At 71.1% G+C, this 25948-nt stretch carries 23 protein-coding genes, 1 tRNA gene and 1 rRNA gene; 17 read left to right on the top strand and 8 right to left on the bottom strand.

Features of this window, described 5'->3' with window-relative positions; translation table 11 throughout:
• Window positions 1-7: 7 nt before the first annotated feature.
• A 5S ribosomal RNA gene (gene rrf, locus M8542_RS33475) occupies window positions 8-124 on the top strand.
• Window positions 125-185: 61 nt separating this feature from the next.
• On the opposite strand, the gene M8542_RS33470 is transcribed toward rrf, so the two are convergent.
• A complete protein-coding gene (locus tag M8542_RS33470) occupies window positions 186-638 on the bottom strand; it encodes an Lrp/AsnC family transcriptional regulator (RefSeq protein WP_257924297.1) in 453 nt (150 codons plus the stop codon).
• A 111-nt stretch (window positions 639-749) separates the two neighbouring features.
• Between M8542_RS33470 and M8542_RS33465 the strand changes: the two genes are divergently transcribed.
• From M8542_RS33465 to M8542_RS33445, 5 genes are all read left to right on the top strand, one after another.
• Window positions 750-1178 carry a rhodanese-like domain-containing protein gene (locus tag M8542_RS33465; protein WP_257924296.1) on the top strand — a complete coding sequence of 143 codons (429 nt, stop codon included), beginning with the start codon at window positions 750-752 and terminating at the stop codon, window positions 1176-1178.
• A 19-nt stretch (window positions 1179-1197) separates the two neighbouring features.
• Window positions 1198-1947: a type 1 glutamine amidotransferase gene (locus tag M8542_RS33460; RefSeq protein ID WP_257924295.1), complete on the top strand. Its 750-nt coding sequence runs from the start codon at window positions 1198-1200 to the stop codon at window positions 1945-1947.
• Between the two features lie 95 nt (window positions 1948-2042).
• A complete protein-coding gene (locus tag M8542_RS33455) occupies window positions 2043-3176 on the top strand; it encodes an inorganic phosphate transporter (RefSeq protein ID WP_257924294.1) in 1134 nt (377 codons plus the stop codon).
• A 29-nt stretch (window positions 3177-3205) separates the two neighbouring features.
• Window positions 3206-6181, top strand: a complete 2976-nt coding sequence (locus M8542_RS33450; protein ID WP_257924293.1) for a bifunctional [glutamine synthetase] adenylyltransferase/[glutamine synthetase]-adenylyl-L-tyrosine phosphorylase — start codon at window positions 3206-3208, stop codon at window positions 6179-6181.
• Between the two features lie 14 nt (window positions 6182-6195).
• Entirely contained in the window at window positions 6196-6621 is a 426-nt protein-coding gene (locus M8542_RS33445; RefSeq protein ID WP_257924292.1) for an acyl-CoA thioesterase, read from the top strand.
• Between the two features lie 67 nt (window positions 6622-6688).
• On the opposite strand, the gene glnA is transcribed toward M8542_RS33445, so the two are convergent.
• A complete protein-coding gene (gene glnA / locus M8542_RS33440) occupies window positions 6689-8113 on the bottom strand; it encodes a type I glutamate--ammonia ligase (protein ID WP_257924291.1) in 1425 nt (474 codons plus the stop codon).
• A gap of 260 nt (window positions 8114-8373) precedes the next feature.
• Between glnA and M8542_RS33435 the strand changes: the two genes are divergently transcribed.
• Complete coding sequence (locus M8542_RS33435) at window positions 8374-8763, top strand: RDD family protein (RefSeq protein WP_308210310.1); 390 nt, start codon at window positions 8374-8376, stop codon at window positions 8761-8763.
• Between the two features lie 71 nt (window positions 8764-8834).
• On the opposite strand, the gene M8542_RS33430 is transcribed toward M8542_RS33435, so the two are convergent.
• A complete protein-coding gene (locus M8542_RS33430; protein WP_257924289.1) occupies window positions 8835-9563 on the bottom strand; it encodes a DUF4191 domain-containing protein in 729 nt (242 codons plus the stop codon).
• 65 nt (window positions 9564-9628) lie between these two features.
• Here M8542_RS33430 and M8542_RS33425 point away from each other — a divergent pair, with 65 nt between their 5' ends.
• The 6 genes from M8542_RS33425 to M8542_RS33400 all read left to right on the top strand — a co-directional run bounded on the left by M8542_RS33425 (window position 9629) and on the right by M8542_RS33400 (window position 14772).
• Window positions 9629-11713, top strand: a complete 2085-nt coding sequence (locus M8542_RS33425) for an ATP-dependent DNA helicase UvrD2 (RefSeq protein ID WP_257924288.1) — start codon at window positions 9629-9631, stop codon at window positions 11711-11713.
• Window positions 11714-12054: 341 nt separating this feature from the next.
• Window positions 12055-12312: a hypothetical protein gene (locus tag M8542_RS33420; RefSeq protein ID WP_257924287.1), complete on the top strand. Its 258-nt coding sequence runs from the start codon at window positions 12055-12057 to the stop codon at window positions 12310-12312.
• Window positions 12313-12461: 149 nt separating this feature from the next.
• Entirely contained in the window at window positions 12462-12812 is a 351-nt protein-coding gene (locus tag M8542_RS33415) for a WhiB family transcriptional regulator (RefSeq protein ID WP_257924286.1), read from the top strand.
• Complete coding sequence (locus tag M8542_RS33410; protein ID WP_257924285.1) at window positions 12809-13060, top strand: hypothetical protein; 252 nt, start codon at window positions 12809-12811, stop codon at window positions 13058-13060. The genes M8542_RS33415 and M8542_RS33410 overlap by 4 nt, the downstream gene beginning before the upstream one ends.
• 660 nt (window positions 13061-13720) lie before the next feature.
• Window positions 13721-14590 carry a class I SAM-dependent methyltransferase gene (locus tag M8542_RS33405; RefSeq protein ID WP_257924306.1) on the top strand — a complete coding sequence of 290 codons (870 nt, stop codon included), beginning with the start codon at window positions 13721-13723 and terminating at the stop codon, window positions 14588-14590.
• Window positions 14587-14772: a hypothetical protein gene (locus M8542_RS33400; protein WP_257924284.1), complete on the top strand. Its 186-nt coding sequence runs from the start codon at window positions 14587-14589 to the stop codon at window positions 14770-14772. The genes M8542_RS33405 and M8542_RS33400 overlap by 4 nt, the downstream gene beginning before the upstream one ends.
• Here the strand turns inward: M8542_RS33400 and M8542_RS33395 are convergent, their stop codons facing one another.
• From M8542_RS33395 to M8542_RS33385, 3 genes are all read right to left on the bottom strand, one after another.
• Complete coding sequence (locus tag M8542_RS33395) at window positions 14773-15657, bottom strand: hypothetical protein (RefSeq protein ID WP_257924305.1); 885 nt, start codon at window positions 15655-15657, stop codon at window positions 14773-14775. It lies immediately after the preceding gene.
• A gap of 162 nt (window positions 15658-15819) precedes the next feature.
• Window positions 15820-17160 (bottom strand): ABC1 kinase family protein, encoded by a 1341-nt coding sequence (locus M8542_RS33390; protein ID WP_257924283.1) that lies wholly within the window; start codon window positions 17158-17160, stop codon window positions 15820-15822.
• 60 nt (window positions 17161-17220) lie between these two features.
• Window positions 17221-18267 carry a hypothetical protein gene (locus M8542_RS33385; RefSeq protein ID WP_257924281.1) on the bottom strand — a complete coding sequence of 349 codons (1047 nt, stop codon included), beginning with the start codon at window positions 18265-18267 and terminating at the stop codon, window positions 17221-17223.
• Between the two features lie 230 nt (window positions 18268-18497).
• On the opposite strand from M8542_RS33385, the gene M8542_RS33380 reads away from it, so the two are divergent.
• Window positions 18498-19007 carry a M48 metallopeptidase family protein gene (locus M8542_RS33380; RefSeq protein WP_257924280.1) on the top strand — a complete coding sequence of 170 codons (510 nt, stop codon included), beginning with the start codon at window positions 18498-18500 and terminating at the stop codon, window positions 19005-19007.
• Between the two features lie 371 nt (window positions 19008-19378).
• Here M8542_RS33380 and M8542_RS33375 read toward each other — a convergent pair whose 3' ends face one another.
• Window positions 19379-20755: a zinc-dependent metalloprotease gene (locus M8542_RS33375; RefSeq protein ID WP_257924279.1), complete on the bottom strand. Its 1377-nt coding sequence runs from the start codon at window positions 20753-20755 to the stop codon at window positions 19379-19381.
• 193 nt (window positions 20756-20948) lie between these two features.
• Here M8542_RS33375 and M8542_RS33370 point away from each other — a divergent pair, with 193 nt between their 5' ends.
• The gene (locus M8542_RS33370) at window positions 20949-21953 is read left to right on the top strand and encodes a YlbL family protein (protein ID WP_257924304.1); all 1005 of its coding nucleotides are present in this window, start codon (window positions 20949-20951) and stop codon (window positions 21951-21953) included.
• Here M8542_RS33370 and M8542_RS33365 read toward each other — a convergent pair whose 3' ends face one another.
• Window positions 21954-22496 (bottom strand): PPA1309 family protein, encoded by a 543-nt coding sequence (locus M8542_RS33365; RefSeq protein WP_257924278.1) that lies wholly within the window; start codon window positions 22494-22496, stop codon window positions 21954-21956.
• A gap of 242 nt (window positions 22497-22738) precedes the next feature.
• Between M8542_RS33365 and M8542_RS33360 the strand changes: the two genes are divergently transcribed.
• Together M8542_RS33360 and M8542_RS33355 are read left to right on the top strand one after the other, a co-directional pair.
• Window positions 22739-25729: a UPF0182 family protein gene (locus M8542_RS33360; RefSeq protein WP_257924303.1), complete on the top strand. Its 2991-nt coding sequence runs from the start codon at window positions 22739-22741 to the stop codon at window positions 25727-25729.
• A gap of 67 nt (window positions 25730-25796) precedes the next feature.
• A tRNA-Met gene (locus M8542_RS33355) sits at window positions 25797-25870 on the top strand.
• Window positions 25871-25948: the final 78 nt, after the last annotated feature.

Here is a 25948-nt window from a genome sequence, read left to right as displayed (position 1 = left end):
GTAGTGTTTCGGTGGTTTTAGCGTCAGGGAAACGCCCGGTCCCATTCCGAACCCGGAAGCTAAGCCTGACAGCGCCGATGGTACTGCAACCGAAGGGTTGTGGGAGAGTAGGACACCGCCGAACTTACGTTGGAGAAGGGCCTGGGCCCGGTAGAGACTTCGGTCTCCCGGCCCAGGCCCTTTCTCTATTTCCGGGTCGGCCGGGCGGGCGGACGCCGGCGCAACGGCGACGACAGCACCAGCGACGTCGTCGTCTCGCCGTACCGCTGCACCTTCTCGACCAGCTCCTCCAGCTCCGCCGTGTCCCGGCACAGCACCCGCAGGATCCAGCACTCGTCCCCGGTGATGTGGTCCGCCGCGATGACCTGCGGCAGCGGCAGCACCGCCGTCCGGAACCGCGGGGTGTCCAAGCTCCGGACTCGCGCCCGCACCAGCGCCTCGATCGGCAACCCCAGCTTCGACGTGTCGACGTGCGCCCCGTAGCCGGTGATCACGCCCCGCTCCTCGAGGCGCCGCACCCGTTCCGTCACGGCCGAGCCCGAGAGCGACACCCGCCGCCCCAGCTCCGAGAAGCTCAGCCGGCCGTCCGCCTGGAGGAGCTCCAGCAGGTGCCAGTCGACGTCGTCGAGGGGGTCCACCGCAACTCTCCCGGGGTCGGACGGCCAGAACAGGGAAATCCCCGGCAGCACCGGGCTTCCACCCCGATTCTGCCCTGTGCCGGCAGCGCCCCGGCCAGCAGGATTTACCCCATGACACGCACGCTCACCGTCCCCGCCCCGGCCCCGGAGGCCGCCAAGCGCTACTTCGGCGCCGAACTCGCCTTCGAAGTCGATCCCGACGACCTCGTCCGGGACATCGAGGCCGGCCGCACCGAGGGCTACGTCGTCGTGGAGACCCGCGCGCCCGAGGCGTTCCGAAGCGCTCGCATCCCCGGCGCGATCAACCTGCCCTACCGGGACCTGACGCCGGAGACCACGAAGGACCTGGACCGGGACCTGGTCTACGTCTGCTACTGCGAGAGCGCCGACTGCAACGCCGCCACGAAGGGCGCGCTCAAGCTCGCCGAGCTGGGCTTCAAGGTCAAACGGCTCTCCGGCGGCATCACGAGCTGGATCGCCGCCGGGTACCCGACCGAAGGGACACCGGAACAAACAGCCGGGATCCGCTGCGCCTGCTGAGCCACCTACCCTGAAAAGCGTGACACGACTGCTCATCATCCAGCCCGACGCGTCCGATCCGCTCGGCCCCCTCGGCGACTGGCTGACCGACGCCGGCGCGGAGCTCGACGTCCGGCTGCCGCCGAAGGACGACCTGCCCGCCGACGTCGACGGCTACCGGGGTGTCGTCTGCCTCGGCGGGGGCATGGCCGCGGAGGACGACGCGAAGCACCCGTGGCTCTTCGACGTCCGCCGGCTGCTGGCGAAGGCCGCCATGAAGAAGCTGCCTACCCTGGGCATCTGCCTCGGCGCGCAGCTGCTGGCCGTCGCGACCGGGGGCCGCGTCGAGGTCGGGCCGGACGGGCCCGAGGTCGGTCCGCACCTCGTCTCGAAGAAGGACGCGGCGTGGACCGACCCGCTCTTCGCCGACCTGCCGCTCATGCAGGACGTCCTCCAGTTCCACACCGACGCCATCACCCGGCTCCCGCCCGGCGCCGAGCTGCTCGCGTCCGCGCCGCGGTACCAGAACCAGGCCTTCCGGATCAGCCGTTGTGTCTACGGTGTCCAGTTCCACATCGAGACGACACCGACCGTCGTCGAGAGCTGGGCCGCGGATGAGCCCGAGCTGGCGGAATTCGCCCGTCCGGGCTCACTCGAGCACGACAAGTTGATCACTGTGCACACCGACATCGAGGAAACCTGGCGTCCGTTCGCGCAGCGCTTCGTCCGGTTGGCGGCCGGAGAGCTCGAGCCCGCTGCCGAGAGTCAACGGACTTTACCGCTCGCTTAACGGAAAGCGTCACAATCGTCAACGGCCTGTTAACAGCGAGTGTCACCCGTCAGGTACCTTGCGGAAGGAGTCCCCACAAGGGTTCGGAGGTCGGGGTGGAGCCCTCGTTGCTGGTCGTGCTCGTTGTCGTCACGGCCCTGGTATTCGATTTCACGAACGGGTTCCACGACACCGCGAACTCGATGGCGACGTCGATCGCGACCGGGGCCCTCAAGCCCCGCGTCGCCGTCGCGATCTCCGCGGTGCTGAACCTGGTCGGCGCGTTCCTGTCGGTGGAGGTCGCCAAGACGATCTCCAGCGGCCTGGTGGACGACACGAAGATCGGCCCGTCGATCGTGTTCGGCGGGCTGATCGGCGCGATCGTCTGGAACCTCGTGACGTGGTTCGTCGGCCTGCCGTCGAGCTCGTCGCACGCCCTGTTCGGCGGCCTGATCGGCGCCACCTGGGTGTCGGCGGGCGCCGACTCGGTCCACTTCGGAAAGATCGTCGAGAAGGTGCTCGTCCCGGCCGCCGCCAGCCCGGTGATCGCCGGCCTGGTCGCGCTGGTCGCGACCTACCTCGTCTACCGCTTCCTGGTCCGGAACCGCCCGGCCACCCGCGGGTTCAAGGTCGGCCAGATCGTCTCGGCCTCGCTCGTCTCCCTCGCGCACGGCACCAACGACGCGCAGAAGACGATGGGCGTCATCACGCTCACCCTCGTCAGCGCGGGCAGCCTGGCGCCCGGCTCGGCGCCACCCGTCTGGGTGATCATCAGTGCCGCGTGCGCGCTGGCGGCCGGCACCTACCTCGGCGGCTGGCGCATCACCCACACCCTCGGCAAGGGCCTGACCGACATCGAGGGCCCGCAGGGCTTCGCCGCCCAGACGAGCTCGGCGCTGGTCATCCTGATCTCGTCGCGGCTGGGCTTCCCGCTGTCGACGACGCACGTGTGCTCCGGCGGCATCGTCGGCTCCGGCGTCGGGCGCCGGGACGCCCCGGTCCGCTGGCGGATGGCCGGCCGGATGGTCGTCGCGTGGCTGTTCACGCTGCCCGCCGCCGCGGTCGTCGGCGCGATCTCCGGCAAGATCGCGTCGCTCGGCGCCGCGGGCACCATCTCCGTCGGTGTGGTCGGGATCGGTGTCGGCATCGGGATCTACGTCCTTTCGCGCCGCAATCCCGTCAGCGCGCACAGCTTCCAGGTGCCCGAGCCGACGCCGGCCGACGTCGAACCGGGTCGGCTGGCCGCCTGACCCCGGCTGCCGGGATACGGTGGTCGGTGATGGCAGACCGCGCGCGAACGACCGCTTCGGCGGCGAGGTACGGCTTCACCGACGCCCGTGCCGAGGGGCAGCTGCGCGCGGCCGGCTGGTGGGCCGACGGCGGCCCGGTCGCCGCGGCCGCCGACGTCATCGCGGCGCTGTCCCGCGCCGCCGACCCCGACCTCGCGCTGCGCGGCATCGACCGGATCCGCGAGGCCGACGACGCCGAGTGGACGCGGCTCGAGGAGCAGCTCCGCGCGAACCGCACGTTCCGCGGCCGGTTCCTCAGCGTGCTGGGGACCTCCAGCGCGCTGGCGGACTTCCTCGCCGCGAACCCGGCCGAGTGGCAGCTGCTCACCGGCAAGAAGAGCACCGACCCGGCCCAGTACCGGGAAGCGCTGCGCACGTCCCTGCTGGACGACAAGGGCGAGGTCCTGACCGGGCTCGAAGCGGAGCAGGCCCTCAAGATCGGCTATCGCGGCCAGCTGCTCGGCATCGCGGCCGCGGACCTCGGGCACCTCGTCGAGACCGGCCTCGAGCGCCCGACCTACGTCGAGGTCGCCGCGCAGCTCACCGAGCTGGCCGAGGCCGCGCTCGCCGCCGGGCTGGTCGCCGCCGAGGCCGAGGTCGGCGCGCCGGCCGACGGCAACCTCGCGATCATCGCGATGGGCAAGTGCGGTGGCCGCGAGCTCAACTACGTTTCCGACGTCGACGTCATCTTCGTCGGAGCCGAAGACCTCGGAGTCGCGACGCGGCTGGCGAGCACGATGATGCGCGTCGTCGGCAAGGCGTGCTTCGAGGTCGACGCGGCGCTGCGCCCCGAAGGCAAGGCCGGCGCGCTCGTCCGCACCCTCGAGAGCCACCACGGCTACTACCAGAAGTGGGCCAAGACCTGGGAGTTCCAGGCGCTGCTCAAGGCGCGTCCGGTGGCCGGCGACGCCGAGCTCGGCCGGCAGTACGCCGAGATGGTGGCGCCGCTGGTGTGGTCGGCGGCCGACCGGGAGAACTTCGTCGGCGAGGTGCAGCAGATGCGCCGTCGCGTCGAAGGGCACGTGCCGTCCGAGCACGCCGAACGCGAGCTCAAGCTGGGCCGCGGCGGCCTGCGCGACGTCGAGTTCGCGGTGCAACTGTTGCAGCTGGTCCACGGCCGGATCGACGACGAGCTGCGGTCGCCGTCCACGATGGACGCGCTCGCGGCGCTGGGTGAAGGCGGGTACGTCGGCCGCCAGGACGCCGCCGAGCTGGGCGCGTCGTACGAGTTCCTGCGGATGATCGAGCACCGCCTGCAACTGCGGCGGCTGCGCCGCACCCACCTGTTCCCGGCGACGACCGACACCGACGAGCTGCGCATCCTCGCGCGAGCCAGCGGCGTGAAGGCCGCCGGCGGCAAGAGCCAGGGCGACTCGCTGCTGGCGGAGTTCCGGAAGCACGCGAAGGGCATCCGGCGGCTGCACGAAAAGATCTTCTACCGGCCGCTGCTGCAGTCGGTCGCGAACGTGCCGACCGAGGCCCTGCGCCTGACGACCAAGCAGGCGGCCAGCCGGCTGGCCGCGCTCGGCTACACCGCGCCCGACGGCGCGCTCCAGCACATCAAGGCCCTCACCGCGGGTGTCTCGCGGCGGGCCGCGATCCAGCAGGCGCTGCTGCCGGTGCTGCTCGACCTGCTCGCCGACACCCCGGACCCCGACGGCGGCCTGCTGTCGTACCGGAAGGTGTCCGAGGCGCTCGAGGACACGCCGTGGTACTTGCGGGTGCTGCGTGATGAGGGCACGGTCGTCGAAAACCTGGCGCTGCTGCTCGGGACGTCGCGGCTGGTGCCGGACCTGCTGGTGCGCGCGCCCGAGGTGCTGCGCCTGCTCGGCGATCCGGCCCGCCTGCTGGGTCGCACGCCGGCCGAGGTGGCGACGTCGCTGCGGGCGGCCGTCCGGCGGCAACCCGGGTTGAACGCCGCTGTCGCCGCCGCGCGCTCGCTGCGCCGGCACGAGCTGCTGCGGATCGCGTGCGCGGACCTGCTGGGCCTGCTCGACGTCCCGGCGGTGTGCGAAGCGCTGTCCGCGGTCTGGGTCGCGGTGCTGCAGGGCGCGCTGGCGGCGGCGTTCCGGCAGCGCCAGGCGGAGCTGGGCAAGACGCCGGCCCGCATCGCCGTCATCGGCATGGGGCGGCTCGGCGGCGCCGAACTCGGCTACGGCTCCGACGCCGACGTGCTCTTCGTGTGCGAGCCGACTGAAGGCGTCTCGGACGCCGACGCGGTGAAGTTCGCTTCGTCGGTCGCGGAGACCGTCCGGAAGATGCTGGGCGCACCCAGTTCGGACCCGGCCCTGGAGGTCGACGCCGACCTGCGGCCGGAGGGCCGGAGCGGGCCGCTGGTCCGCACGCTGGAGTCGTACCGCGCCTACTACGCGCGGTGGGGCGAGGTCTGGGAGGCGCAGGCACTGCTGCGGGCCCGGTTCATCGCGGGCGACGACGACCTGGGCGAGCGTTTCATCGCGATGATCGACCCGATCCGCTACCCCGAGGGCGGCCTGGACGGGACGAAGGCGCGGGAGATCCGCCGCATCAAGGCGAGGGTGGAGACCGAGCGCATGCCCCGCGGCGCCGACCCGACCCGCCACACGAAGCTGGGCCGAGGCGGCCTCGCCGACGTCGAGTGGACGGTGCAGCTGCTGCAGCTCCAGCACGCGGGCGCGAACCCGGCCCTGCGGACGACGTCGACGCTGGAGGCCTTGGCGTGCCTGCCCGAAGCCGGGCTGGCCTCGGAGTCCGAAGCGGAATCACTGCGCGAGGCGTGGCTCCTGGCGACGCGCGTGCGCAACGCGGGGATGCTGGTGCGCGGCAAGGCGGTCGACGAGGTCCCGGGGTCGGGCCGCGACCTGGTGGCGGTGGCTCGGGTGCTGGGCCAGTCGTCGGACGATGACCCGGGGGAGTTCCTGGACCTGTACCGCCGCATCACGCGGCGGGCGCACACCGTAGTGGAGCACCTGTTCTACGAGGCCTGACCTACAGTGGGCGGGTGACTGAGCGCGAGCCGTTCCGGACCCGGATCAAGGTCCGGCACTACGAGTTGGACACCCTGGGCCACCTCAACCACGCTGTGTACCACTCGTACGGCGAAGTTTCCCGGCTCGAGCTGCTGGAAGCGGCGGGCGCGCTGAAGGGCCTGGGCAACGTGGCATCGGTCCTGCTGGAGACGAACGTGGTGTTCCGCCGAGAGCTGAGAGCGGGCGACGAGGTCGACGTGACGTGCGACGTCAAGTTCGGCACGGGCAAGACGTTCAAGATGGACTCGACGATCACCAAGCTGGACGGCACGGTCGCCGCGGAGATCAGCTGCACGCTGGGGATGATGGACCTGGAGCTGCGAAAACTGGTCCCGAACCCCCGCGGCGTCTTCGAAGCGGCGGGCGCGGACCTGAGGATGTTGTCGACGTCGGAATGAAAGAAACGCCGGCGGCGAGGGCTTTTCGCTCCTCGCCACCGGCGTGTCCGTGGGTCGTACTACCCGATCACACGTCGTAGTACAGGGCGAACTCGTACGGGTGCGGGCGCAGGCGCAGCGGGTCGATCTCGTGCTCGCGCTTGTACGCGATCCACGTCTCGATCACGTCCGGGGTGAACACGCCACCTTCGAGCAGGTAGTCGTGGTCCGCCTCCAGGGTGTCCAGCACCGTGCCCAGGTCGCCCGGGACCAGCTTGACGTTCTTGGCCTCCTCCGGCGGGAGCTCGTAGAGGTCCTTGTCGATCGGGTCGGCCGGCTCGATCTTGTTCTTGATGCCGTCCAGGCCGGCCATCATCATCGCCGAGAACGCCAGGTACGGGTTGCCCGACGAGTCCGGGCAGCGGAACTCGGCGCGCTTGGCCTTCGGGTTGTTGCCCGTGATCGGGATGCGCACGCAGGCCGAACGGTTGCGCTGCGAGTACACCAGCGAAACCGGCGCCTCGAAGCCCGGCACCAGGCGGTGGTAGGAGTTCACCGTCGGGTTCGTGAAGGCCAGCAGGCTCGGCGCGTGCTTGAGCAGACCGCCGATGTAGTGGCGCGCGGTGTCCGACAGCCCGGCGTAGCCCGACTCGTCGTGGAACAGCGGCTGGCCGTCCTTCCACAGCGACTGGTGGCAGTGCATGCCCGAGCCGTTGTCGCCGGCGAGGGGCTTCGGCATGAACGTCGCCGTCTTGCCCGCCGCGAACACCGTGTTCTTCACGATGTACTTGAACAGCTGCAGGTCGTCGGCCGCGTGCAGCAGCGTGTTGAACTTGTAGTTGATCTCGGTCTGGCCGGCGGTGCCCACCTCGTGGTGCGCGCGCTCGATCTCGAACCCGGTGTTCGTCAGGTTGCGGACGATGTCGTCGCGCAGGTCGGCGAAGTGGTCGACCGGCGGGACCGGGAAGTAGCCGCCCTTGAACTTCGTCTTGTAGCCCTGGTTGCCGCCGGGCTCGTCGGTGCCGGTGTTCCACCAGCCCTCGACCGAGTCGATCTCGTGGAACGAGGCGTGCTCGGCGGAGTCGAAGCGCACCGAGTCGAAGATGTAGAACTCGGCCTCGGGACCGAAGAAGACGTTGTCGGCGACGCCGTACTCGGAGATGTACTGCTCGGCCTTGCGCGCGATGTTGCGCGGGTCACGGCTGTACGCCTCACGGGTGAACGGGTCGTGCACGAAGAAGTTCAGCGCGAGGGTCTTCGCCTTGCGGAACGGGTCGATCCGCGCGGTCGCCGCGTCCGGCAGGAGCAGCATGTCGGACTCGTGGATGGACTGGAAGCCGCGCACCGAGGAGCCGTCGAACGCGAGACCCTCTTCGTAGGCCTCTTCGGTGAAGGCCTTCGCGGGGACCGTGAAGTGCTGCATCACGCCGGGCAGGTCGCAGAACTGGACGTCGATGACCTCGACGTTCTCGTCGGCGATGAGGCGCTGGATGTCGTCTGGAGTAGTGGGCACCCTCGGTGACTCCTTCTCGTTCGAGCTCGTACGGCAGTGCTCTCTTCGGCTCACGCTAAGAGGGCGGTGTTGCCCGACAGTCACCCGTATGTTTCGCGGGTGTTAACGGGCCACTGAATACGGCTATCCGACCAGGGCGAACGTGGTCTGCGCCACCGGCATACCCTGGACGGGTGGCGAGATGGACCGGTGAATGGCTGCCCGGGACCGGCGAAGGCCGGCCGGACGTCGACTCGCGCTGGCCGGGCGAGAAGTTCGGATTGCCCGAATCGGGCGTCGGGTCGGCGGCGAGCGGGGGCGCCCGGCTGCTCGGGCTGATCGTCGACCTCGTCGTCGCGGCCCTGGTCACGGCCATCTTCCTGCACCCCAGCCTGCAGGACCCGGCCGCGATGCAGAACTTCAACCTCTGGTCCGGCGGGGTGTGGGCGGTGCTGTCCGTCATCTCCGCGGGCTTCTTCGGCTTCACCCCCGGCATGGCCGTCGTCGGCGTCCGCGTGGCCCGGCTCGACGGCGCCGCGCTGGTCGGGCCGCTGCGGGCGCTGGTCCGGGCGGTGCTGACGTTCGTCATCATCCCGGCGGCCGTCCGCAACGCCGACGGCCGCAGCTGGCTCGACCGGCTGACCGGCACCGTCGTCATCCGGATGCGCTGACCCACGACGCGTCGACCAAAGAGAAAGGCCCCGTCCGGGATTCCGGACGGGGCCTTTCTCATGGCGCGGGGTCAGCGGCGGCGGATCGTGCGCTGGACGTTGCGCATCTTCGCGCCGGCGGGCATCGGGCCCTTCGGCATGGCCGCGCCGCGGTTGCCGAGCGCGGCCAGCTTGGCCTCGAGGGCGTCGACCTGGGCCGGCTTGAGGTTGCGCGGCAGCTTCATCAGGTAGCCCTGGAGCTTCTTCAGCGGGATCTGGCCTTCGTCGTGGCCGATCGTCACGTCGTAGATCGGGGTGTCGCCGATCAGGCGGGAGACGCGCTTCTTCTCCTGGGCGAGCAGGGTCTTGACGCGGTGCGGCGCGCCCTCCGCGACGAGCACCACGCCCGGGCCGCCGAGCACGCGGTGCACGGCGTCGAGCTGCGTCGTCGCGGCGACGGTCGGCGTCACCTTCCACTTGCCGCGGAGGTTCTCCAGCGCCCACGCCGCGGCGCCGGGCTGGCCGTCGGCCTTCCCGTAGACCGTCTTCTGGACGCGCCGGCCGAAGATGATCATGGCGAGCAGGGCGCCGAGCACGATGCCCAGCGGCAGCAGCGCCCACTGGGCGTCGAAGAAGAACCCGATGCCGAACGCCACGCCCGCGACGACGACGATCGACCCGACCATCCACGGGATGAGCCAGGGGTCTTCCTTGCGCTGCATCTTGAAGGCTTCGAAGAGCTGGCCACGGCGGGCCTTGCTCGCCGCGCGCTTCTCCTTCTTGGCCTGCTTGGCCGCTTCCTTGTCCTGCTGTCCCGCCATATGTCCAGGATACGGCCGCGTGCCCCTGCCCCGATTCCCCGTCCCCCTCTGCGAGGATGCGGGACGTGACCGGCGTACTTTCCCCCAAGAGCCTGAACCGTTTGCTCGATGGTCTCGACCCCGAGCAGCGCGCCGCCGCCGGTGCCCCGCGAGGGCCGGTCTGCGTGCTCGCCGGAGCCGGCACGGGCAAGACCCGCACGATCACCCACCGCATCGCGCACCTGGTCCGGGCGGGGCACGTCGCCCCCGGTCAGGTGCTCGCCGTCACGTTCACCACGCGCGCCGCGGGGGAGATGCGCACCCGGCTGCGGGGCCTGGGCGTCGAGGCGGCCCAGGCGCTGACGTTCCACGCCGCCGCCCGCCGCCAGCTGCGGTACTTCTGGCCGCGCGTGGTCGGCGACCGGCCGTGGGACCTGATGGACAACAAGCTGCGGTTCGTCGGCCAGGCCGCGAACCGGGCCAAGCTCGGCACCGAGGTCGAGGTCCTGCGCGACCTCGCGAGCGAGATCGAGTGGGCGAAGGCGTCGCTGGTCAGCCCGGACGACTACCCGGCCGTCACCGCCCGCGCCCAGCGCGACATCCCGGCGCCGGCCGCGCAGATCGCGCAGGTCTACCGGCTCTACGAGGAGCTGAAGAACACCGCGCAGGTGCTCGACTTCGACGACCTCCTCCTGCACACGACGGCCGTGCTCGAGGAGCACGGCGCCGTCGCCGAGGAGTTCCGGGACCGCTACCGCTGCTTCGTCGTCGACGAGTACCAGGACGTCACGCCGCTGCAGCAGCGCCTGCTCGACGCGTGGCTGGGCGGCCGCGACGACCTGACCGTCGTCGGCGACGCGAACCAGACCATTTACTCCTTCGGCGGCGCGTCGCCGCGGCCGCTGCTGGAGTTCACCCGGCGCTTCCCGGAGGCGACGGTCGTCCGGCTCGAGCGCGACTACCGGTCGACACCCGAGGTCGTCTCCCTGGCGAACCGCGTCATCGGCGCGGCGCGGGGCCGGCCGGCGGGGTCGCGGTTGAAGCTCATCGGCCAGCGGCCGGCGGGCCCGGAGCCGCGCTTCGCCGAGTTCGACGACGAGGCGGTCGAGGCCGACGCCGTCGCCCGCCGGGTGCGCGAGCTGCTCGACGGCGGCGTCCCGGCGAGCGAGATCGCGGTGCTGTACCGGGTGAACGCCCAGTCCGAGGCGTACGAGTCGGCGCTGGCCGAGGCCGGCATCCCGTACCTGGTCCGCGGCGGCGAGCGGTTCTTCAACCGCACGGAGGTCCGGCAGGCGATGTCGGCGTTGCGGACCGCGGCCGGCGACGGCAGCTCCGACCTGGTCACGACGGTGCGTTCGGTGCTCGCGCGCGTCGGCCTCACCGAGTCGCCGCCCGCCGGTGGCGCGGCCAAGGAGCGCTGGGACGCGCTCCTGGCGATCGTCGAGCTGGCCGAAGAGCTCTCGGCGACGGTCGAGGACGCGGACCTGCCCCGGTTCAACGCCGAGCTGGACCAGCGCGCGGCGGCCCAGCACCCGCCGACGGTCGAGGGCGTGACGCTGGCGTCGCTGCACGCGGCGAAGGGTCTGGAGTGGGACGCGGTGTTCCTCGTCGGCCTCGCCGAGGGGACGATGCCGATCCTCCACGCCGGCGACGACGAAGCGGCCATCGAAGAGGAGCGCCGGCTGTTCTACGTCGGCGTGACGCGGGCCCGCGAGCACCTGTGGCTGTCGTGGGCGCTGGCCCGCACGCCGGGCGGGCGCCGCAACCGGCGGCGCAGCCGGTTCCTCTACGGCCTGATCCCGGAGGACCACCCGGCCGCGCGGGTGGCCCGCGCCCAGCAGAAGCCGGCGACGCCGGTCAAGACGCGCTGCCGCGTGTGCGGCGGGCCGCTGCTGGAGACCCTCGAGGTCAAGCTGGGCCGGTGCGGCCGGTGCCCGTCGACGGTGGACGAGGGTCTGCTGGAGCGGCTGAAGTCGTGGCGCGGCGACCGGGCCCGTGAGCTGAAGGTGCCGGCGTTCGTGGTGTTCACGGACGCGACGTTGCTGGCGATCGCGGAGCAGCGCCCGGTGGACGAGGCGGCGCTGGTGTCGATCTCCGGCATCGGCGCGACGAAGCTCGAGCGCTTCGGCGCGGAGATCCTCGGGGTCGTGCGGGCGTCGGCCGGTTCTTGAGGGCTTGCTCGCGGGGACCGACGGGGTCGGCCCGGTGCGCCGCGTCGCGCGTCCGGGTGGCGCGGCCGGCCCGCACGGCGGGTGCGCGTCTGGGCCTCGCTCGGCCGCCAGGGCCGCGACGATGTGGCCTCGACCGCGTCCGAGCCATGATCGACGCGGCGAACCCGCTGCTCAGGGGCGATCTTCGTAACTTCGAGGATTTTCGCGTTAATTGAGTTGCCCCGGTGTGGTGGGGAGCAATAACCTGCCAGTACCGAGCTGGAAGGGCTCGGTATGGGGATCCACGTGAAGGCCGCTCGGCGGCCACGTGTGCAGAGTACAGACGAGGAGGTGCCGGTGAAATGACCATCAACAAGATGCTCACGATCCCGGGCACCCGTCTGTCCTGCGCCGCGGAAGTCGCGGCCGTTCAGCGCCCGGGCACCGGTGTGTCCGTGAGCGCGCACGAGGTCCGTGGCATGCGTCGCGTCGAGCGTCGTTGGGCCACCGGTGTCGTCGTCTTCGGGACGCAGGGCGTTCTCGCCGCGTACCCGCAGGCTGATCTGCCGACCATCAAGCAGTTCCGTGTTCCGTTGTCGATACGGGAGCGAAGTTCCTGACCTAGTCAGGACAGAGGCTCACGAAGGCCGCGGAACCGGAAAACCCGGATCCGCGGCCTTTGTGTTTTTGGCTGCACAACCCAAGAGGAACAGCATTGCCCAGCTCCATCTCCCAACCGAAAACCCGTACGACACAAGGAGGAACCCCCATGTCTTCGGCCATCGCCTACACCTCGGGTGAGGCAATATTCGCCGACCTGCTCGACCCGATCGCGGTGCCCGACGCCGCTCTGCCCTGCCGTTCGGGCGACGCGGACCTGTGGTTCGCGGAGTCCCCGGCCGAGCTCGAGCGCGCCAAGGCGCAGTGCGCCGACTGCCCGGTCCGCGAGGCCTGCCTCGCGGGTGCCCTGGCCCGGCGCGAGCCGTGGGGCGTCTGGGGCGGCGAGATCTTCGAGCGCGGTGTCGTGATCGCGCGCAAGCGGCCCCGTGGCCGCCCGCGCAAGAACGCCGCTGTCGCGCCGGCCAAGGCCGCCGGCGATCACCGGAGCGCCGCCGCATGAGCGTCGAACCGGTCACGACCAGGGATTACGAAGCTCGCATCGACGAGCAGCTGCAGTTGACGAAGACCGAGATCGAGGAGATCAGCGAGATGTTGCTTTACGAAGAACTGTCCCGGGCCCGAATACGGGACATCGAGGAAGGGGTCCGCGCCCAGCGGGCCCGAGGTAGCGCGCGTGCCGTACGCCGCTGGACGCGGGTAGCCCGATGGGCGAACCGGCGAGCGGAGCGGTACCAGGACCAGAGCTGAGCGCAGGCCCCTGCCGCCTTCGGGTGGCGGGGGCCTTCGTGCTGGTCGGCGGGCTGCGGTGTTGGGGTTGCTCGCCGGTTGGCTGGTCGCGGTGGGGGCGCGGGCCGGGGCGACGCCGTTGCGGTGGTCGGCCGCCGGGCCAGGGTGGTCTGTTGGCTTCGCCGAGTTGGCTCGGGGGCTGCCCGGGCGGCGGTGCGCTGACGGCTCGGCGGTGAGTTGCTGCGCGCCGGTGGTGGCATTGCCGCGTGTCGCGGGGCGGTTCGGCTCTGGCGAGTCGGCCCGGGTGCTTCGCCTGGATGGCGGGTGGCGGCGGCTTGCGCCTGAGCGGTTGTCGCGGCGGCGGCTTGGTACGGGTGCGCCGGCCGAGGTGCTTCGCGCGGTGGCTGGGTGATGGTGGCTTGCGCATTGGGCCGCAGTCGCGACGGCATGGCCGCGGGGGTGGCTCGGCGCCGATGAGTCGGCCGAGATGCTCGCGCGGTGGCTGGGGTGGTGGCGCGGCTTGCGCCTTGGCTGCAGTTGTAGCCGCGGGGCGGCTCGGCGCCCGTGGCCGGCCGAGGTGCATCGACTGAGTGGCCTGGTGGCTGCGTGCCCCGGGCCGGTTTGGCGGGTGGCCTCCTTTGGGTGGTCTGGTGGCGGGTGGTGCTGGTGTTGAATGGCGTCATGGCCGTACACAGCCACGACGACATCGACTGGGCCGAGCGCCTCGCCCAGCTGCGGATGGCCGATGCCCTTGATGCCGGCGCGCTCGAGCCCGTCGCGCGGCGGCTGCTCGGGTTGGTGTCCGGCCGGGCGACCGTTGTCGATGTCGGGTGTGGGGCCGGGGGCATGAGCGTGCTCTTCGCGCGTGAGCTCGCCCGGGCCGGCGGGGGCACCGTTGTGCTTCTTGATGCCACACCCGTCTTGCTCGCCGAGGCTCGGCGAGCCGTTGGCGAAGCCGCCGGTGACTCCGTTGAGGTTGTCTCCGTACATGGGGATCTTGACGATCCCGGCTTGGCCGGGCAGGTGCCCGCCGCCGATCTTGTCTGGGCTTCCGGTGTGGTGCACCACGTCGGGGATCAGCAGGCCGCCCTGCGGACCCTCGCCGGGCTCGTGCGGGCCGGCGGCCTTGTCGCCATTGGTGAAGGTGGGCTCGAAATGCGTTGCCTCCCTTGGGATCTCGGGTTCGGGCGGCCCGGGCTGGAGCAACGGTTGCTCGCCGCGCGGACCGAGTGGTTCGCCGGGATGCGGGCCGGGCTTCCCGGCAGCGTGGCCATGCCCTACGGCTGGCCGCGCGCCCTTCGCGAGGCCGGCCTCCAGGACGTCGAGTCGTTCGGGGCGCTCATCGATCACCCCATGCCCGGCTCGGACCTGCTGCGCGAGTACGTCGTGCATCGCATCGCCTGGCTTGCCGAGTCGGCGAACGAGCTCGCCGACGACGACCGTGCGGCCGTTGCCGCCTTGACCGAGCCGGACTCTCCGGACTTCCTCGGCCGCCGCGACGACCTCTTTCTCTTCGGCGCCAAGGCGATCCACAGTGGACGGTTGCGGTGAGCGCGCCCGAGCCGGTCGTCTGCACGCGCTGCGGGCGCACCCGCGGCCCGGACGACGACCCCGCTACGGCGCTCGCCTGGGTGTCCAGCCGCGAGCGGGGCGCGCTGCGGTGGCTTTGCCCGGACTGCGCCCGCCAGCACGTTCGCGACATCGAGGGCAAGCTGCCCGACGAGTACTGGTGATCACGCCGCGTCTCCGATCGGCGCCATCGCGACCGCGCGGACCTTCGGCCGCGGTGTGCGCGACGCGTCGCCGAACGCGTGCGCCAGCTCCTGCGCCACTTCCCGCGTCGCCAGCCGCAGCTGCCGGACCGTGCAGCGGACCAAGACGATCCCCGTCGCCGCTAGGGCGAGGTGGCTGAACCCGCCGACACCCGGGCCGCAGCGGTACTGCCAGGCCAGCCCGAGCTCGTCCCACCACGCGTCGGCCTCGCCGATGCGGCGGCCGCGGCGGTCGCAGATCGTCACGTCCCAGACCGGCGGCGGGAGCCTCGCCGCGTCGAGCACTCCGACCGCCAAACCGTGGGCCTGGATCGGGCCCTCGTCGAGCTCGCGGAGCACCTTCCGGACCGTCGACGTGCCGCGTTGGGACCCGGCGTCGAGCTCGGTCAGCAGCTCCTGCCTGTCACACAGGCCCCAGTAGAGCGGAAGCGTCAGCAGGTGCCGGATCTGCGCCGGATCGGGCTCCGCCCTGGCCAGGTCGAGCGCCGCGCGCGCCGGCGGGGCGAACGGCAGCCCGTCGATCACGACCGCCTCCGGCATCCTCGCCGTGCGCACCGCGCTGACGCCCTCGCCGGACGCCACCCGGCAGTGCTCGGGCACCAGCAGCCGCAGCTCTTCGGTGGCCGGGCACTTCACGCCGTGGGCCACCAGTGCGTCGGCACCCGTGATCACCACCCTCGGCCCGTACCGCACCAGCGCGGCGTGCAGCCGCTGCTGCCGCGTCGGCGCGGAGTTGCGCAGCAGGACGACACCGGGGTGCAGGCGGCGCCACGGCCCTCCGGGGCCGCAGAGCCGCCGGGTTCTTCGGTCGGACACCCCGGCCCTGCGTAACTGTTCGAGGTTCATCACCTCGCCGCCGCCGGGGTTACGGAGGGCCAGAGGATCGATGCGTTGCGTAGCAGTCATGGTTCGAGCATGACGGCTCGGCCAACCGGGTGGAACCCCGTTCCCGCCGGCTGTGGACAACTCGCCCGGATTCCGCCGTTCGCGGCCGGGCCTGTGGACAACTCAGGCGGCGAACCCGGGCTGCCAGCGCTCCACGATGCCCCGCGCCGGGATCTCGGCGTCGAGCTGGCAGAGGATGCCCGTTGACCCCGCCGTCACCCGGTGGATCATCAGGTACTCGGGCGGCAGGTTGAGCGAACGCCCGACGCGGAAGTCGTTGCCGCGGCTGTCGCCGACTCGCCACGCCTGCCGCTGCATCCACTTGCGCGTGAAGTGGAACGTCGGCTCGGCCAGCGGCTCGGTGAACGGCGCCAGGTACGACAGCACTTCGTCCGCGGTCAGGTCGCTGTCGGGGCGGATGAACCGGTTCTCCCGCAGCAGGCGCATCAGCTCGGCGGACTGGCCGTCGAGCGCCAGCCGCGTCATCTCGCCCAGGTGGCGGGGGATGCCCTCGGGCAGCCGGGCCACGCCGCCGAAGTCGATGACGCACAACCTGTCGTCGGGCGTGATCATGAAGTTGCCCGGGTGCGGGTCGGAGTGCAGGAGGTGGACGCGCTCGGGCGAGGAGTAGTGGAACTCCGCCAGCAGCCGGCCCGCCAGGTTCCGGGTCTCGCGGTCGCCGTCCGCGATCACCTTCGACAACGGTGTGCCGGTCACCCACTCCGTCACGACGACCTTCGGCGCGCTGGCCACGACCCGCGGCACCAGGATGCCGGGATCGCCGTCGAACGCCTTCGCGAAGGCGCGCTGGTGCTGGGCCTCGGCCTGGTAGTCGAGCTCCTCGTTCATCCGCTCGGCCAGCTCGGCCAGCAGCGGCTTGACCTCGGTGCCCGGCACGAACGCCTGGAACAGCCTGCTGAACCGCTGCAGCTGCCGCAGGTCGCTGCGCAACGCCTCGTCGGCGCCCGGGTACTGCACCTTGACCGCGACCTGGCGGCCGTCGTGCCAGACCGCGCGGTGCACCTGGCCGATGCTCGCGGCCGCCGCCGGCTCGTCTTCGAACGAGGTGAACCGGCTGGTCCACGTGCGGCCCAGCTGCTCGGCGAGCACCCGGTGGGTCTGCCGGGCCGACATCGGCGGCGCGGCCGCCTGCAGCTTCGTCAGCGCCTCGCGATACGGCTTCGCCATGTCGTCGGGCACCGCCGCCTCGAACACGCTCAGCGCCTGGCCGAACTTCATCGCGCCGCCCTTGAGCGTGCCGAGCACCTCGAACAGCTGCTCGGCGGCCTTGGCCGACAGCGTCGCGTTCACCTGCTCCGCGCTCTGGCCGGCCAGCCGCTTGCCCCACCCGCCGACCGCCCGGCCGGCGATGCCGAGCGGGAGACTGGCGAGCTTGGCGGTACGGGCGGCACCCTTGCGCGGCATCGCGGGATCACGATCGCCTGGGTCGCGGAAGTCGGTCACCTCCGCGATTCTGCCTTGCGTCCTCGGCGGCGCGCAGCCTGCTCGCGGCGTCAGAGTGGCCTACGTCTCCTGCGGTAGCGCCGGCGCGCCGCAGCCGCACCGCGGGTGGGGCGGCCAGCCGCGGTGGCGGATCCGGCCGTCGAAGGCGTCCATCTCGAGGGTCGCGTTCCAGGTCGGTGGCGCCGGTTCGGCCGGCGAGAGCAGTCGCATGGCCTGCGCGACGGCCAGCGACGCGCACGACTGGATCGCGCCGAGGTCGGGCCGCTGGTGCCGCCCGGCGAGCTGGCCGGCTACGCGGGGCCAGCACGGGTCGAGATCGGTCCGGTGCAGGTCGGCGCAGCGCAGGCACGAACTGCGGCCCGGCACCACCAGCGGCCCGACGATGCCGGTGCCGTCGCGGACGCGGACCGGCATGTGCGGGACGCCGTCCGCCATCAGCTCGGCGACGATCTCCGGCGCCGCGACGACGGCGTCGGTGAGCAGCACGAGCTCCGGGTAGCGGTCGTGGAGGCGGGTGACACGGACCTCGGGGTCGACCCGGCGGAGCAGGTCGCCGAGGGCTTGACGCCGGAGCCGGCCCAGGTCGGCCTCGGCGAAGCCGGTGCCGAGGTCGTGCTCGGTCACGGTGCCGGGCAGCTCCAGCTCGACGTGTCCCACCCCGGCGTTGGCCAGCAGAACGGCGACCGCGACCGCCACCCGGCCGTTGCCGTGGACGGTGACCGCGGCGGCGCGACGCCGGCCCGCCAGCGCCACCTGGTGGTGGCGGGCCCGCAGCGACCAGAGGCCGGCTTCGCCGCGCAGGCTCGGGGCGCCGGGCCCGCCCGTGTCGGTGACCAGGCCGAGCGCGGTGAGCTGCCGCAGGAGCGTGCGCAGCTGATCGCGCTGTTCGCTCTCGGCGAGCAAGAGCCGCTCGACGGGCGTGCTGCCGTCGAGCTCGCGCAACCGGGCGACGAGGTTCGGGGACAGGTTTTCGACGATCACGCCATGGCGCGGGTCGAGCCCGATCTGGATTTCGCGCGTGCCGCGATCCAGCACCGTGAGGCCCGGGAGCAGGGCGGGGTGGGCCGGCAGGAGGACCGGAGGCATGTCCGCGGTGGAGAGGATCATGTCCGCAGGATGGCACCCGGGGACGACCGCCGAGCCGCTGAAGACGCCGGATCGGCCGAGTTGTCCACAAGTGGAGATGCCTGTGGACAACTCGGCTCTGTGACCTTAAGGCGCTCGGAGTTGTCGGTGCCGGGCCTTACCGTTGTCGGGTGGTCGAAGCACACATGCCCTCGCTGAGAGGCCGGGGGGAGACGAACCCCCCGTCGGACACACCCGGACACAAGGTCGAAGTGCGGCGCAGCCAGCGTCGGCACCGGACGGTCACCGCGTACTGGAAGGACGACACGCTGGTCGTGCTCATCCCCGCGCGGATGACCAGGGCGGAGGAGAAACACTGGGTCGCCGAGATGGAGCGCAAGCTGCAACGCTCGGAACCACGTCGGCCGGCGTCACCGAAGACGTCGGACGAAGCCCTGCTGGCGCGCTGCGCGCTGCTGTCGGGCAAGTACCTGGACGGCGCCGCGACGCCGGCGAGCGTCCGCTGGGTGCCGCCGATGCGCACGCGGTGGGCGTCCTGCACGCCGGTCGACGCGACCATCCGGGTCAGCGACCGGCTGCGGAAGGTCCCGCCGTGGGTGCTGGACTACGTGCTGGTGCACGAGCTGGCGCACCTGCGCGAGCCCGGGCACGACGCGGCGTTCTGGGCGCTGGTGCGGCGCTACCCGAAGACCGACCGGGCGATGGGGTACCTCGAGGGGTTGTCCGCCGCCGCCGGGTGGGGGATTTCCGACGAGGACTGAGCGGGTGATGGTGACCGGGGTGGTTCGCTGCGGCGGGCCGCCCCGGTCGCGTTTCGCGGGGTGCTTGGTGCGGGTGCCGGGAGGTTGGCGCCAGTGCCTGGAGGGAGGACTCGCGTGCCTGGGCGGACTGCTCGGGCGCTGGACGGCTCGGGCGCTGGAGGGGTCGGGCGCTGGAGGGGTCGGCTCGCGCATTTAGAGGTCGGCTTGCGTGCTTGGAGGGTCGGCTCGCGTGCTTGGAAGGTCGGCTCGCGTATCTGGAGGGTCGGCTCGTGTGTCTGGAGAGACGACACGTGTGTCTGGAAGGTCGACACGGTGGGGATATGGGAACGGGCGCCTCGCTGGTGCGAGGCGCCCGTTGCCGTGATGCCGGGTCAGCTGGGGCTTTCGCCCTCTTCCGGGTCCTGCGGGTTCTCCTTGGCCTTCTCGTCGAGCTTCGAGCTTTCCGACTGCGACGTGCGCTCCAGCTCCGCGATCGGGTCCAGGTCGTCGATCGAGCCCGCCGAGCCCACTCGGTCCGCGAAGTCGATCGGCTCGTCCAGGTCCTCCGCCGTCGGCATCAGGTCCGGGTGGGACCACAGGGCGTCGCGCTTCTCGATCCCGTGGCGGTCGCCCACCAGCTTCCAGAGGTTCGACGCGTCCCTCATCCGGCGGGGGCGCAGCTCCAGGCCGACCAGCGTGGCGAACGTCTGCTCGGCCGGGCCGCCCGTCGCGCGGCGGCGGCGCAGGGTCTCGCGCAGCGCGTCCGCGCCCGGGAGGCGGTCGCTCACCGCTTCGGCCACCACCACGTCGACCCAGCCCTCGACCAGGGCGAGCAGCGTCTCGAGACGCCGGAGCGCCGCCTTCTGCTCGTCCGTCGTCTGGGGCTCGAGCAGGCCCGAGGACATGGCCTCTTCGATGCTCGCCGGGTTCGCCGGGTCGATGCGGCCGGCCAGGGACTCCAGCGCCGACGTGTCGACCGTGATGCCGTGGGCGAACTCCTCGACCGTCGCCAGCAGCCGCTGACGCAGCCACGGCACGTGCGTGAACAGGCGCTGGTGCGCGGCCTCGCGCGCGGCCAGGAACACGAGGATCTCGCTGTTCGGCAGCTCCAGGCCGTCGGCGAACTTCTCGATGTTCGCCGGCAGCAGCGCGGACGTGCCGGCTGGGGCCAGCGGCAGGCCGATCTCGGACGACGTCAGCATCTCCGAGGCCAGCTGCGCCAGCGCGTTGCCGAGCTGGGAGCCGAACGCCATGCCGCCCATCTGCCCCATCATCTGCAGCAGCGGGCCGGCGGCTTCCTTGGCCTCCGCGGGCAGCGCCTGCATCCAGGCACCCGAAATCTGCTGGGCCACCGGGTCGCACAGCCGCTGCCACGTCGGCAGGGTCTTCTCCACCCAGGTGCGCGGCGACCAGGCCACCGTCGACGTCGCGCCCGCGGGCAGGAACGTCGCCGGGTCGAGCCACATCTCCGCGAGGTGGGCGGCGTCGCGCACCGCGGCGTTCGAGTCGTCACCACCGGAGAAGCCGAGGCGGCTCTCGCCGGTGTTGCCGGCGCTGCCCAGGGTCTGCAGGGCGATCTGCTTGGCGAGGTCGTAGTTCACCGGCCCGCTGGAAGTGCCGGCCTGGCTGAGCATCTGGCCCAGCTGGCTCAGCATCTGCCCGAGCTGGTTGAAGGCCTCGGCGCCGGACTGCTGCCCGCCCTCCGAGGGGTCGTTCTCACCTCGTTTGTCGGGATCGGGAGGTCCGAAGCCGAACGGGGGTTTGCTCATGTGTCCACCGTACGCGGGTCGGGAAGGCTCCAGCCCGTCATGTGCGTGGCCTTCACCGAGAAGCGAACGCGGTCACCGTACGCTGTCGGTCGTGACCAAGTCCTCCGAGCAGACCGCGCCCGCGAAGAGCAGCCCGGACCCGGCCGCCGAGCCGGCCGGCGAAGCCCGGCGGATGACCCGCCGAGGCTGGACGCTGGTGGTCAGCGGCACGCTGTTCCTCGTGTTCGTGGTGCTCGGCTCGGTCGTGCCGGTGCCGTTCGTGGCGATCAGCCCCGGCCCCACCTACGACACGCTGGGTCGCGACGCCGCGGGCAACCCGGTCATCCAGGTCTCCGGTCACCAGACCTACCCGACCACCGGCGAGCTGCGCATGACGACCGTGTCGCTGCACGACGGCGTCACCCTCTTCCAGGGGCTCGGGTTCTGGGCCAGTGGCCGCTACGCGCTCGCGCCGCGCGAGGAGTACTTCAAGCCGGGCGAGACCAACGAGCAGGTCAAGCAGGAGAACATCCAGCAGCTGCAGGACTCGCAGTCGAACGCGCAGGTCGCCGCGCTGCGCAAGCTCGGCTACCCGGTCAAGGTGCTGGCGAAGCAGATCGTCTCCGGCAGCCCGGCCGACCACGTCCTGTCTCCGGGCGACAAGCTGATCACCGTCAACGGCAAGAAGATCGCCGAGGCCGCCGACGTGCGGGCCGCGCTGGCCGGCACCTTGCCCGGCCAGACCGTGCAGATCACCTTCCAGTCCGACGGCCAGCCCGAGCGGACCGTGCCGCTGACACTCGCTTCGCGCCCGGACCGCAAGGAGGGCTTCATCGGCCTCACCGCGACCGACCGCGCCGAAGCGCCCTTCAACGTCAACATCTCGCTGCAGGACGTCGGCGGCCCGTCGGCCGGGCTGATGTTCACCCTGGCCATCATCGACCGGCTCAAGGGCGACGACCTCGCGGGCGGGCGGCACATCGCCGGCACCGGCGAGATCACCGAGACCGGCGAGGTCGACCCGATCGGCGGGATCTCGTTCAAGGTCGTCGGCGCGCGCGAGGCCGGCGCCACCGACTTCCTGGTGCCCGAGCACAACTGCGCCGAGGCCAAGACCACCGCGCCGGCCGGGCTCAACCTCATCAAGGTGTCCACACTGGACGACGCGCTCACGCAGCTGGCCAACCTCAAGGCCGGCCGGCCGACGACGGCCTGCTGACTAGGGGAGCAGCGTGGCCTTGAGCGCTTCGATGAGGTTCGGGGCGAGGTCGGGGCTTTCCACGACCTCGTCGACCGCTTCGTCGGTGCCCTCGGGCGTGCCGATCCCGCGCAGCCGCATCACGCACGCGCCTTCGCCGTCGCGCAGGACCGCGGCCACCAGGCGGGCCTCGGTGCGCTGCGGGTGGTCGGCGGCCGCGCGGCGCAGGCTGTCGGCGTCGGCCTCGGTGACGTCCGGCAGCTCGGACTCCGACCCCGGCGGGAGCACGATGATCTCCTGGGCCAGCGCGCAGCCGATCACCAGGTCGGGCCAGGCGATCCGGCCGAGCGCCTCGGCGAGGTCGCCTTCGGGCAGTGCTTCCTGGGCCACCGGTGTCAGCGGGTTGGCCCGGTCGAGCTGCCCGGCCAGCTCCGGCTGCTCGTCGAGCAGCGCCGCCGTCGGCACCAGCGCGAACAGCTGCGGCGGCTGGTCCCAGCCACCCGCGGCCATGAACTCCTCGATCTCGCGGGCGAGAGCGGCCACGCCGGCCTGCTGCGGTTCCATGCGCACATGGTGGCAGAGCCTTGTTCCGGCCAGGCCGCCGCGCCCCGGCCGCCGGTCGCGGGTCCGCGTCGAAGCCACGGGGCGGCCGACGGCCGAACAAGCCGGCCACGCCGCGAGTCCGGTTTGGGCGGGTCCCGGGAACTTCCGGCGGCATCCGTAGAGTTAGGGAATCAGGGGGCGCGTGCGCCCCTGTTCGAGTGTTGACGAAGACAGGAGCGTGCGCCGTGGCGAGTCGGCCCCCGGTGAGCCTGCCGAAGCTGTCCCGGCGGAGCCGGATCCTCCTCATCATCGCCGCGGTGATCGTGCTGGCGCTCCTGCTCGGAGCCCGCTTGCTCGACACGTACGTCGACTGGCTCTGGTTCGGGGAGGTCGGGGCGCGGTCGGTGTTCACCACCCAGGTGGTGACCCGGGTGATCCTGTTCTTCGCCGTCGGGCTGCTGGTCGGCGGGGCGCTCGCGGTGAGCCTGATGATCGCCTACCGGACGCGTCCGGTGTTCGTGCCGATCTCCGGCGCCGACGACCCGCTGGCGCGCTACCGCTCGGCGATCGTCGCGCGCATCCGCCTGTTCGGCATCGGCATCCCGGTGCTCACCGGGTTCATCGCCGGTCTGTCCGCCCAGGGCGACTGGCAGGTCGTGCAGTTGTTCCTGAACGGCACCACGTTCGGCCAGACCGACCCCGAGTTCGGCAACGACGTCGGCTTCTACGCCTTCGACCTGCCGTTCTTCAACTGGCTGCTCGGCTGGCTGTTCATCACGGTCGTCATCTCCTTCTTCGGCGCGCTGATCGCGCACTACGTCTTCGGCGGCATCCGGCTGGCCGGCAAGGGCGGCCAGCTGGCCGGCCCCACCCGCGCGCAGCTCGCCATCACCGTCGGCCTCTTCGTGCTGCTGAAGGCGGCCGAGTACTTCTTCGACCGGTACAACCTGCTGTTGTCCGACCGGGGCATGCCGCTGTTCGTCGGCGCGACCTACACCGACTTGAACGCGGTCCTGCCGGCCAAGCTCATCCTGCTGTGCATTTCGGTGATCTGCGCGGTCGCCTTCTTCGCCGGAGCCTTCCTGCGCAACCTGCAGCTGCCGGCGATCGCGCTGGTGCTGCTGATCCTGTCGAGCATCCTGGTCGGCGTCGCCTGGCCGGCCATCCTCGACCAGTTCTCGGTCAAGCCGAACGCGAACGAGAAGGAAGCGACGTCGATCCAGCGCAACATGGACGCCACCCGCAAGGCGTTCGGCCTCACCGACGTCACGTACCAGCCCTACACGGGCAAAGCCGAAGCGACCCCGGACCAGCTCAAGGCCGAAACCGGGACGATGTCGAACATCCGGCTGCTCGACCCGAACGTCCTGTCCGACACCTTCACCCAGCGCGTCGGGCGGGAGAACTTCTACGGCTTCCCGGCCAAGCTCGACATCGACCGCTACACCGTCGGCGGGGTGACGCAGGACTACATCGTCGCCGCCAAGGAGATCAAGACCGAGGGCCTCACCGGAAACCAGACCAGCTGGATCAACAAGCACCTCGTCTACACGCACGGCAACGGCTTCGTCGCCGCGCCGGCCAACACGATCGACCGTGCGGTGAAGGATGCCACTTCCGACGGCGGCTACCCGATCGCCACCACGAGCGACACCCAGAACCCGGCCGGTGCCGGCTCGCCCGGCCCCAACCAACCGGGCATCGAGGTCAAGGAACCACGCATCTACTACGGCGAGCTTTCCGCCGCGGACTCCGACTACGCCATCGTGGGCGGCACCTCCGGCAACGCGCCCGGCGAGTACGACACTGCCACGGACCACGGTTACACCTACAAGGGCAGCGGCGGTGTCTCGGTCGACAACTGGTTCAACCGCCTGGCCTTCGCGGCCGAGTACGGCGAACGGAACATCCTGTTCTCCGACGCCATCGGCGACAACTCGAAGATCATGTACAACCGCGACCCGCGCGATCGCGTCAGCAAGGTCGCGCCGTGGCTGACCCTCGACGGCGACCCGTACCCCGCGGTCGTCGACGGCAAGATCCAGTGGATCATCGACGGCTACACCACGATCAACAACTTCCCGTACTCGCAGCAGACGCAGCTCGGCGCGGCCACCAACGACTCGCTCAACGGCGTCGCCCGCCAGGCCAACAGCTCGATCAACTACATCCGCAACTCGGTCAAGGCCACCGTCGACGCCTTCAACGGCACCGTGACGCTGTACTCGATCGACGACAAGGAACCGGTCCTCAACGCCTGGGAGAAGGTCTTCCCCGGGCTCGTGAAGCCGAGTTCCGAGATCTCCCCGGACCTGCGGTCGCACTTCCGCTACCCCGAGGACCTCTTCAAGATCCAGCGTGAGCTGCTGTCGCGCTACCACGTCAGCAACCCGCAGGAGTTCTACTCGCAGCAGGCGTTCTGGAGCGTCCCGCAGGACCCGACTGCCGAAGGCGGCTCCAACCCGGCCGCGGCCGGCGCTGCGAACCAGCCCGGTTACTATGTGCTCGCCGACGCACCGGGCCAGAACCAGCCGACTTTCCAGCTGACCAGCTCCCTCACCGGCCTCCAGCGTCAATACCTCGCATCCTGGATGTCGGTCTCCTCCGACCCGGTCGACTACGGCAAGATCCGCGTTCTCCAGCTACCCAGCGCAGCCACCGGAGCCACGCAGGTCGAGGGCCCGGTCCAGGTCCAGAACCGGTTCCAGAGCGACGTCCGGGTCGCCCAGGACCGAACTCTCTTCAACAATCCGCAAGTCATCCCTATCTATGGCAACCTGATCACCCTCCCGGTCGCCGACGGCTTCCTCTACGTCGAACCCGTTTACATCCGGCAGCGCAACCAGAACAGCTATCCGCAGCTGGCCCGCGTCCTCGTCTCCTACGGGACGAAGGTCGGCTACGGCGCGACGCTGCAGGAAGCCCTCGACCAGATCTTCGGACCCGGCACCGGCGAGGCCACGACCACGCCACCGCAAGCCGGGCAGCCGACGACGACACCACCGGCCAGCTCGACGAACCCGACCACGACACCGCCGCCGAACAACAGCGGTGGCAACGCGGCGCTCGACAAGGCGGTCCAGGACATCCAGTCGGCGATCGCCAAGCTGAAGGCCGCGCAGCAGTCGGGGAACTTCACCGACCAGGGCAACGCGCTCGCGGCGCTGGACGCGGCGGCGAAGGCGTACGAAGCGGCCAAGACGGCGGCGCCGGGGACGAGCACTCCGCCGCCCAGCAGCCAGCCTGGTGGGTGACGTCGGTTACGTACGGGGCACCTGCTTTGCACCCCCTGGAAACGAGGGCGTAGAGTAGGTGCCACGACGCGGGGTGGAGCAGCTCGGTAGCTCGCTGGGCTCATAACCCAGAGGTCGCAGGTTCAAATCCTGTCCCCGCTACAGAGGGAAAGAGGGCTGTGTTCGCGGAAAGCGCGAACGCGGCCCTCTTTCGCATTTCCCCTGGGGGTCGAACCCCCA

The organism is Amycolatopsis iheyensis, assembly GCF_024703995.1.
Classification (GTDB): Bacteria; Actinomycetota; Actinomycetes; order Mycobacteriales; family Pseudonocardiaceae; genus Amycolatopsis; species Amycolatopsis iheyensis.
The sequence above is the reverse complement of the archived record's forward strand: the minus strand, read 5'-3'. Positions and strand labels throughout refer to the sequence as shown.

What these genes read in the sequence shown, in the direction of transcription:
- M8542_RS33465 (WP_257924296.1), top strand. Translation starts at nt 750, where the DNA reads ATGACACGCACGCTCACCGTCCCCGCCCCGGCCCCGGAGGCCGCCAAG.
- M8542_RS33450 (WP_257924293.1), top strand. Translation starts at nt 3,206, where the DNA reads ATGGCAGACCGCGCGCGAACGACCGCTTCGGCGGCGAGGTACGGCTTC.
- M8542_RS33430 (WP_257924289.1), bottom strand. Translation starts at nt 9,563, where the DNA reads ATGGCGGGACAGCAGGACAAGGAAGCGGCCAAGCAGGCCAAGAAGGAG.
- M8542_RS33420 (WP_257924287.1), top strand. Translation starts at nt 12,055, where the DNA reads ATGACCATCAACAAGATGCTCACGATCCCGGGCACCCGTCTGTCCTGC.
- M8542_RS33415 (WP_257924286.1), top strand. Translation starts at nt 12,462, where the DNA reads ATGTCTTCGGCCATCGCCTACACCTCGGGTGAGGCAATATTCGCCGAC.
- M8542_RS33410 (WP_257924285.1), top strand. Translation starts at nt 12,809, where the DNA reads ATGAGCGTCGAACCGGTCACGACCAGGGATTACGAAGCTCGCATCGAC.
- M8542_RS33405 (WP_257924306.1), top strand. Translation starts at nt 13,721, where the DNA reads ATGGCCGTACACAGCCACGACGACATCGACTGGGCCGAGCGCCTCGCC.
- M8542_RS33395 (WP_257924305.1), bottom strand. Translation starts at nt 15,657, where the DNA reads ATGAACCTCGAACAGTTACGCAGGGCCGGGGTGTCCGACCGAAGAACC.
- M8542_RS33385 (WP_257924281.1), bottom strand. Translation starts at nt 18,267, where the DNA reads ATGATCCTCTCCACCGCGGACATGCCTCCGGTCCTCCTGCCGGCCCAC.
- M8542_RS33375 (WP_257924279.1), bottom strand. Translation starts at nt 20,755, where the DNA reads ATGAGCAAACCCCCGTTCGGCTTCGGACCTCCCGATCCCGACAAACGA.
- M8542_RS33365 (WP_257924278.1), bottom strand. Translation starts at nt 22,496, where the DNA reads ATGGAACCGCAGCAGGCCGGCGTGGCCGCTCTCGCCCGCGAGATCGAG.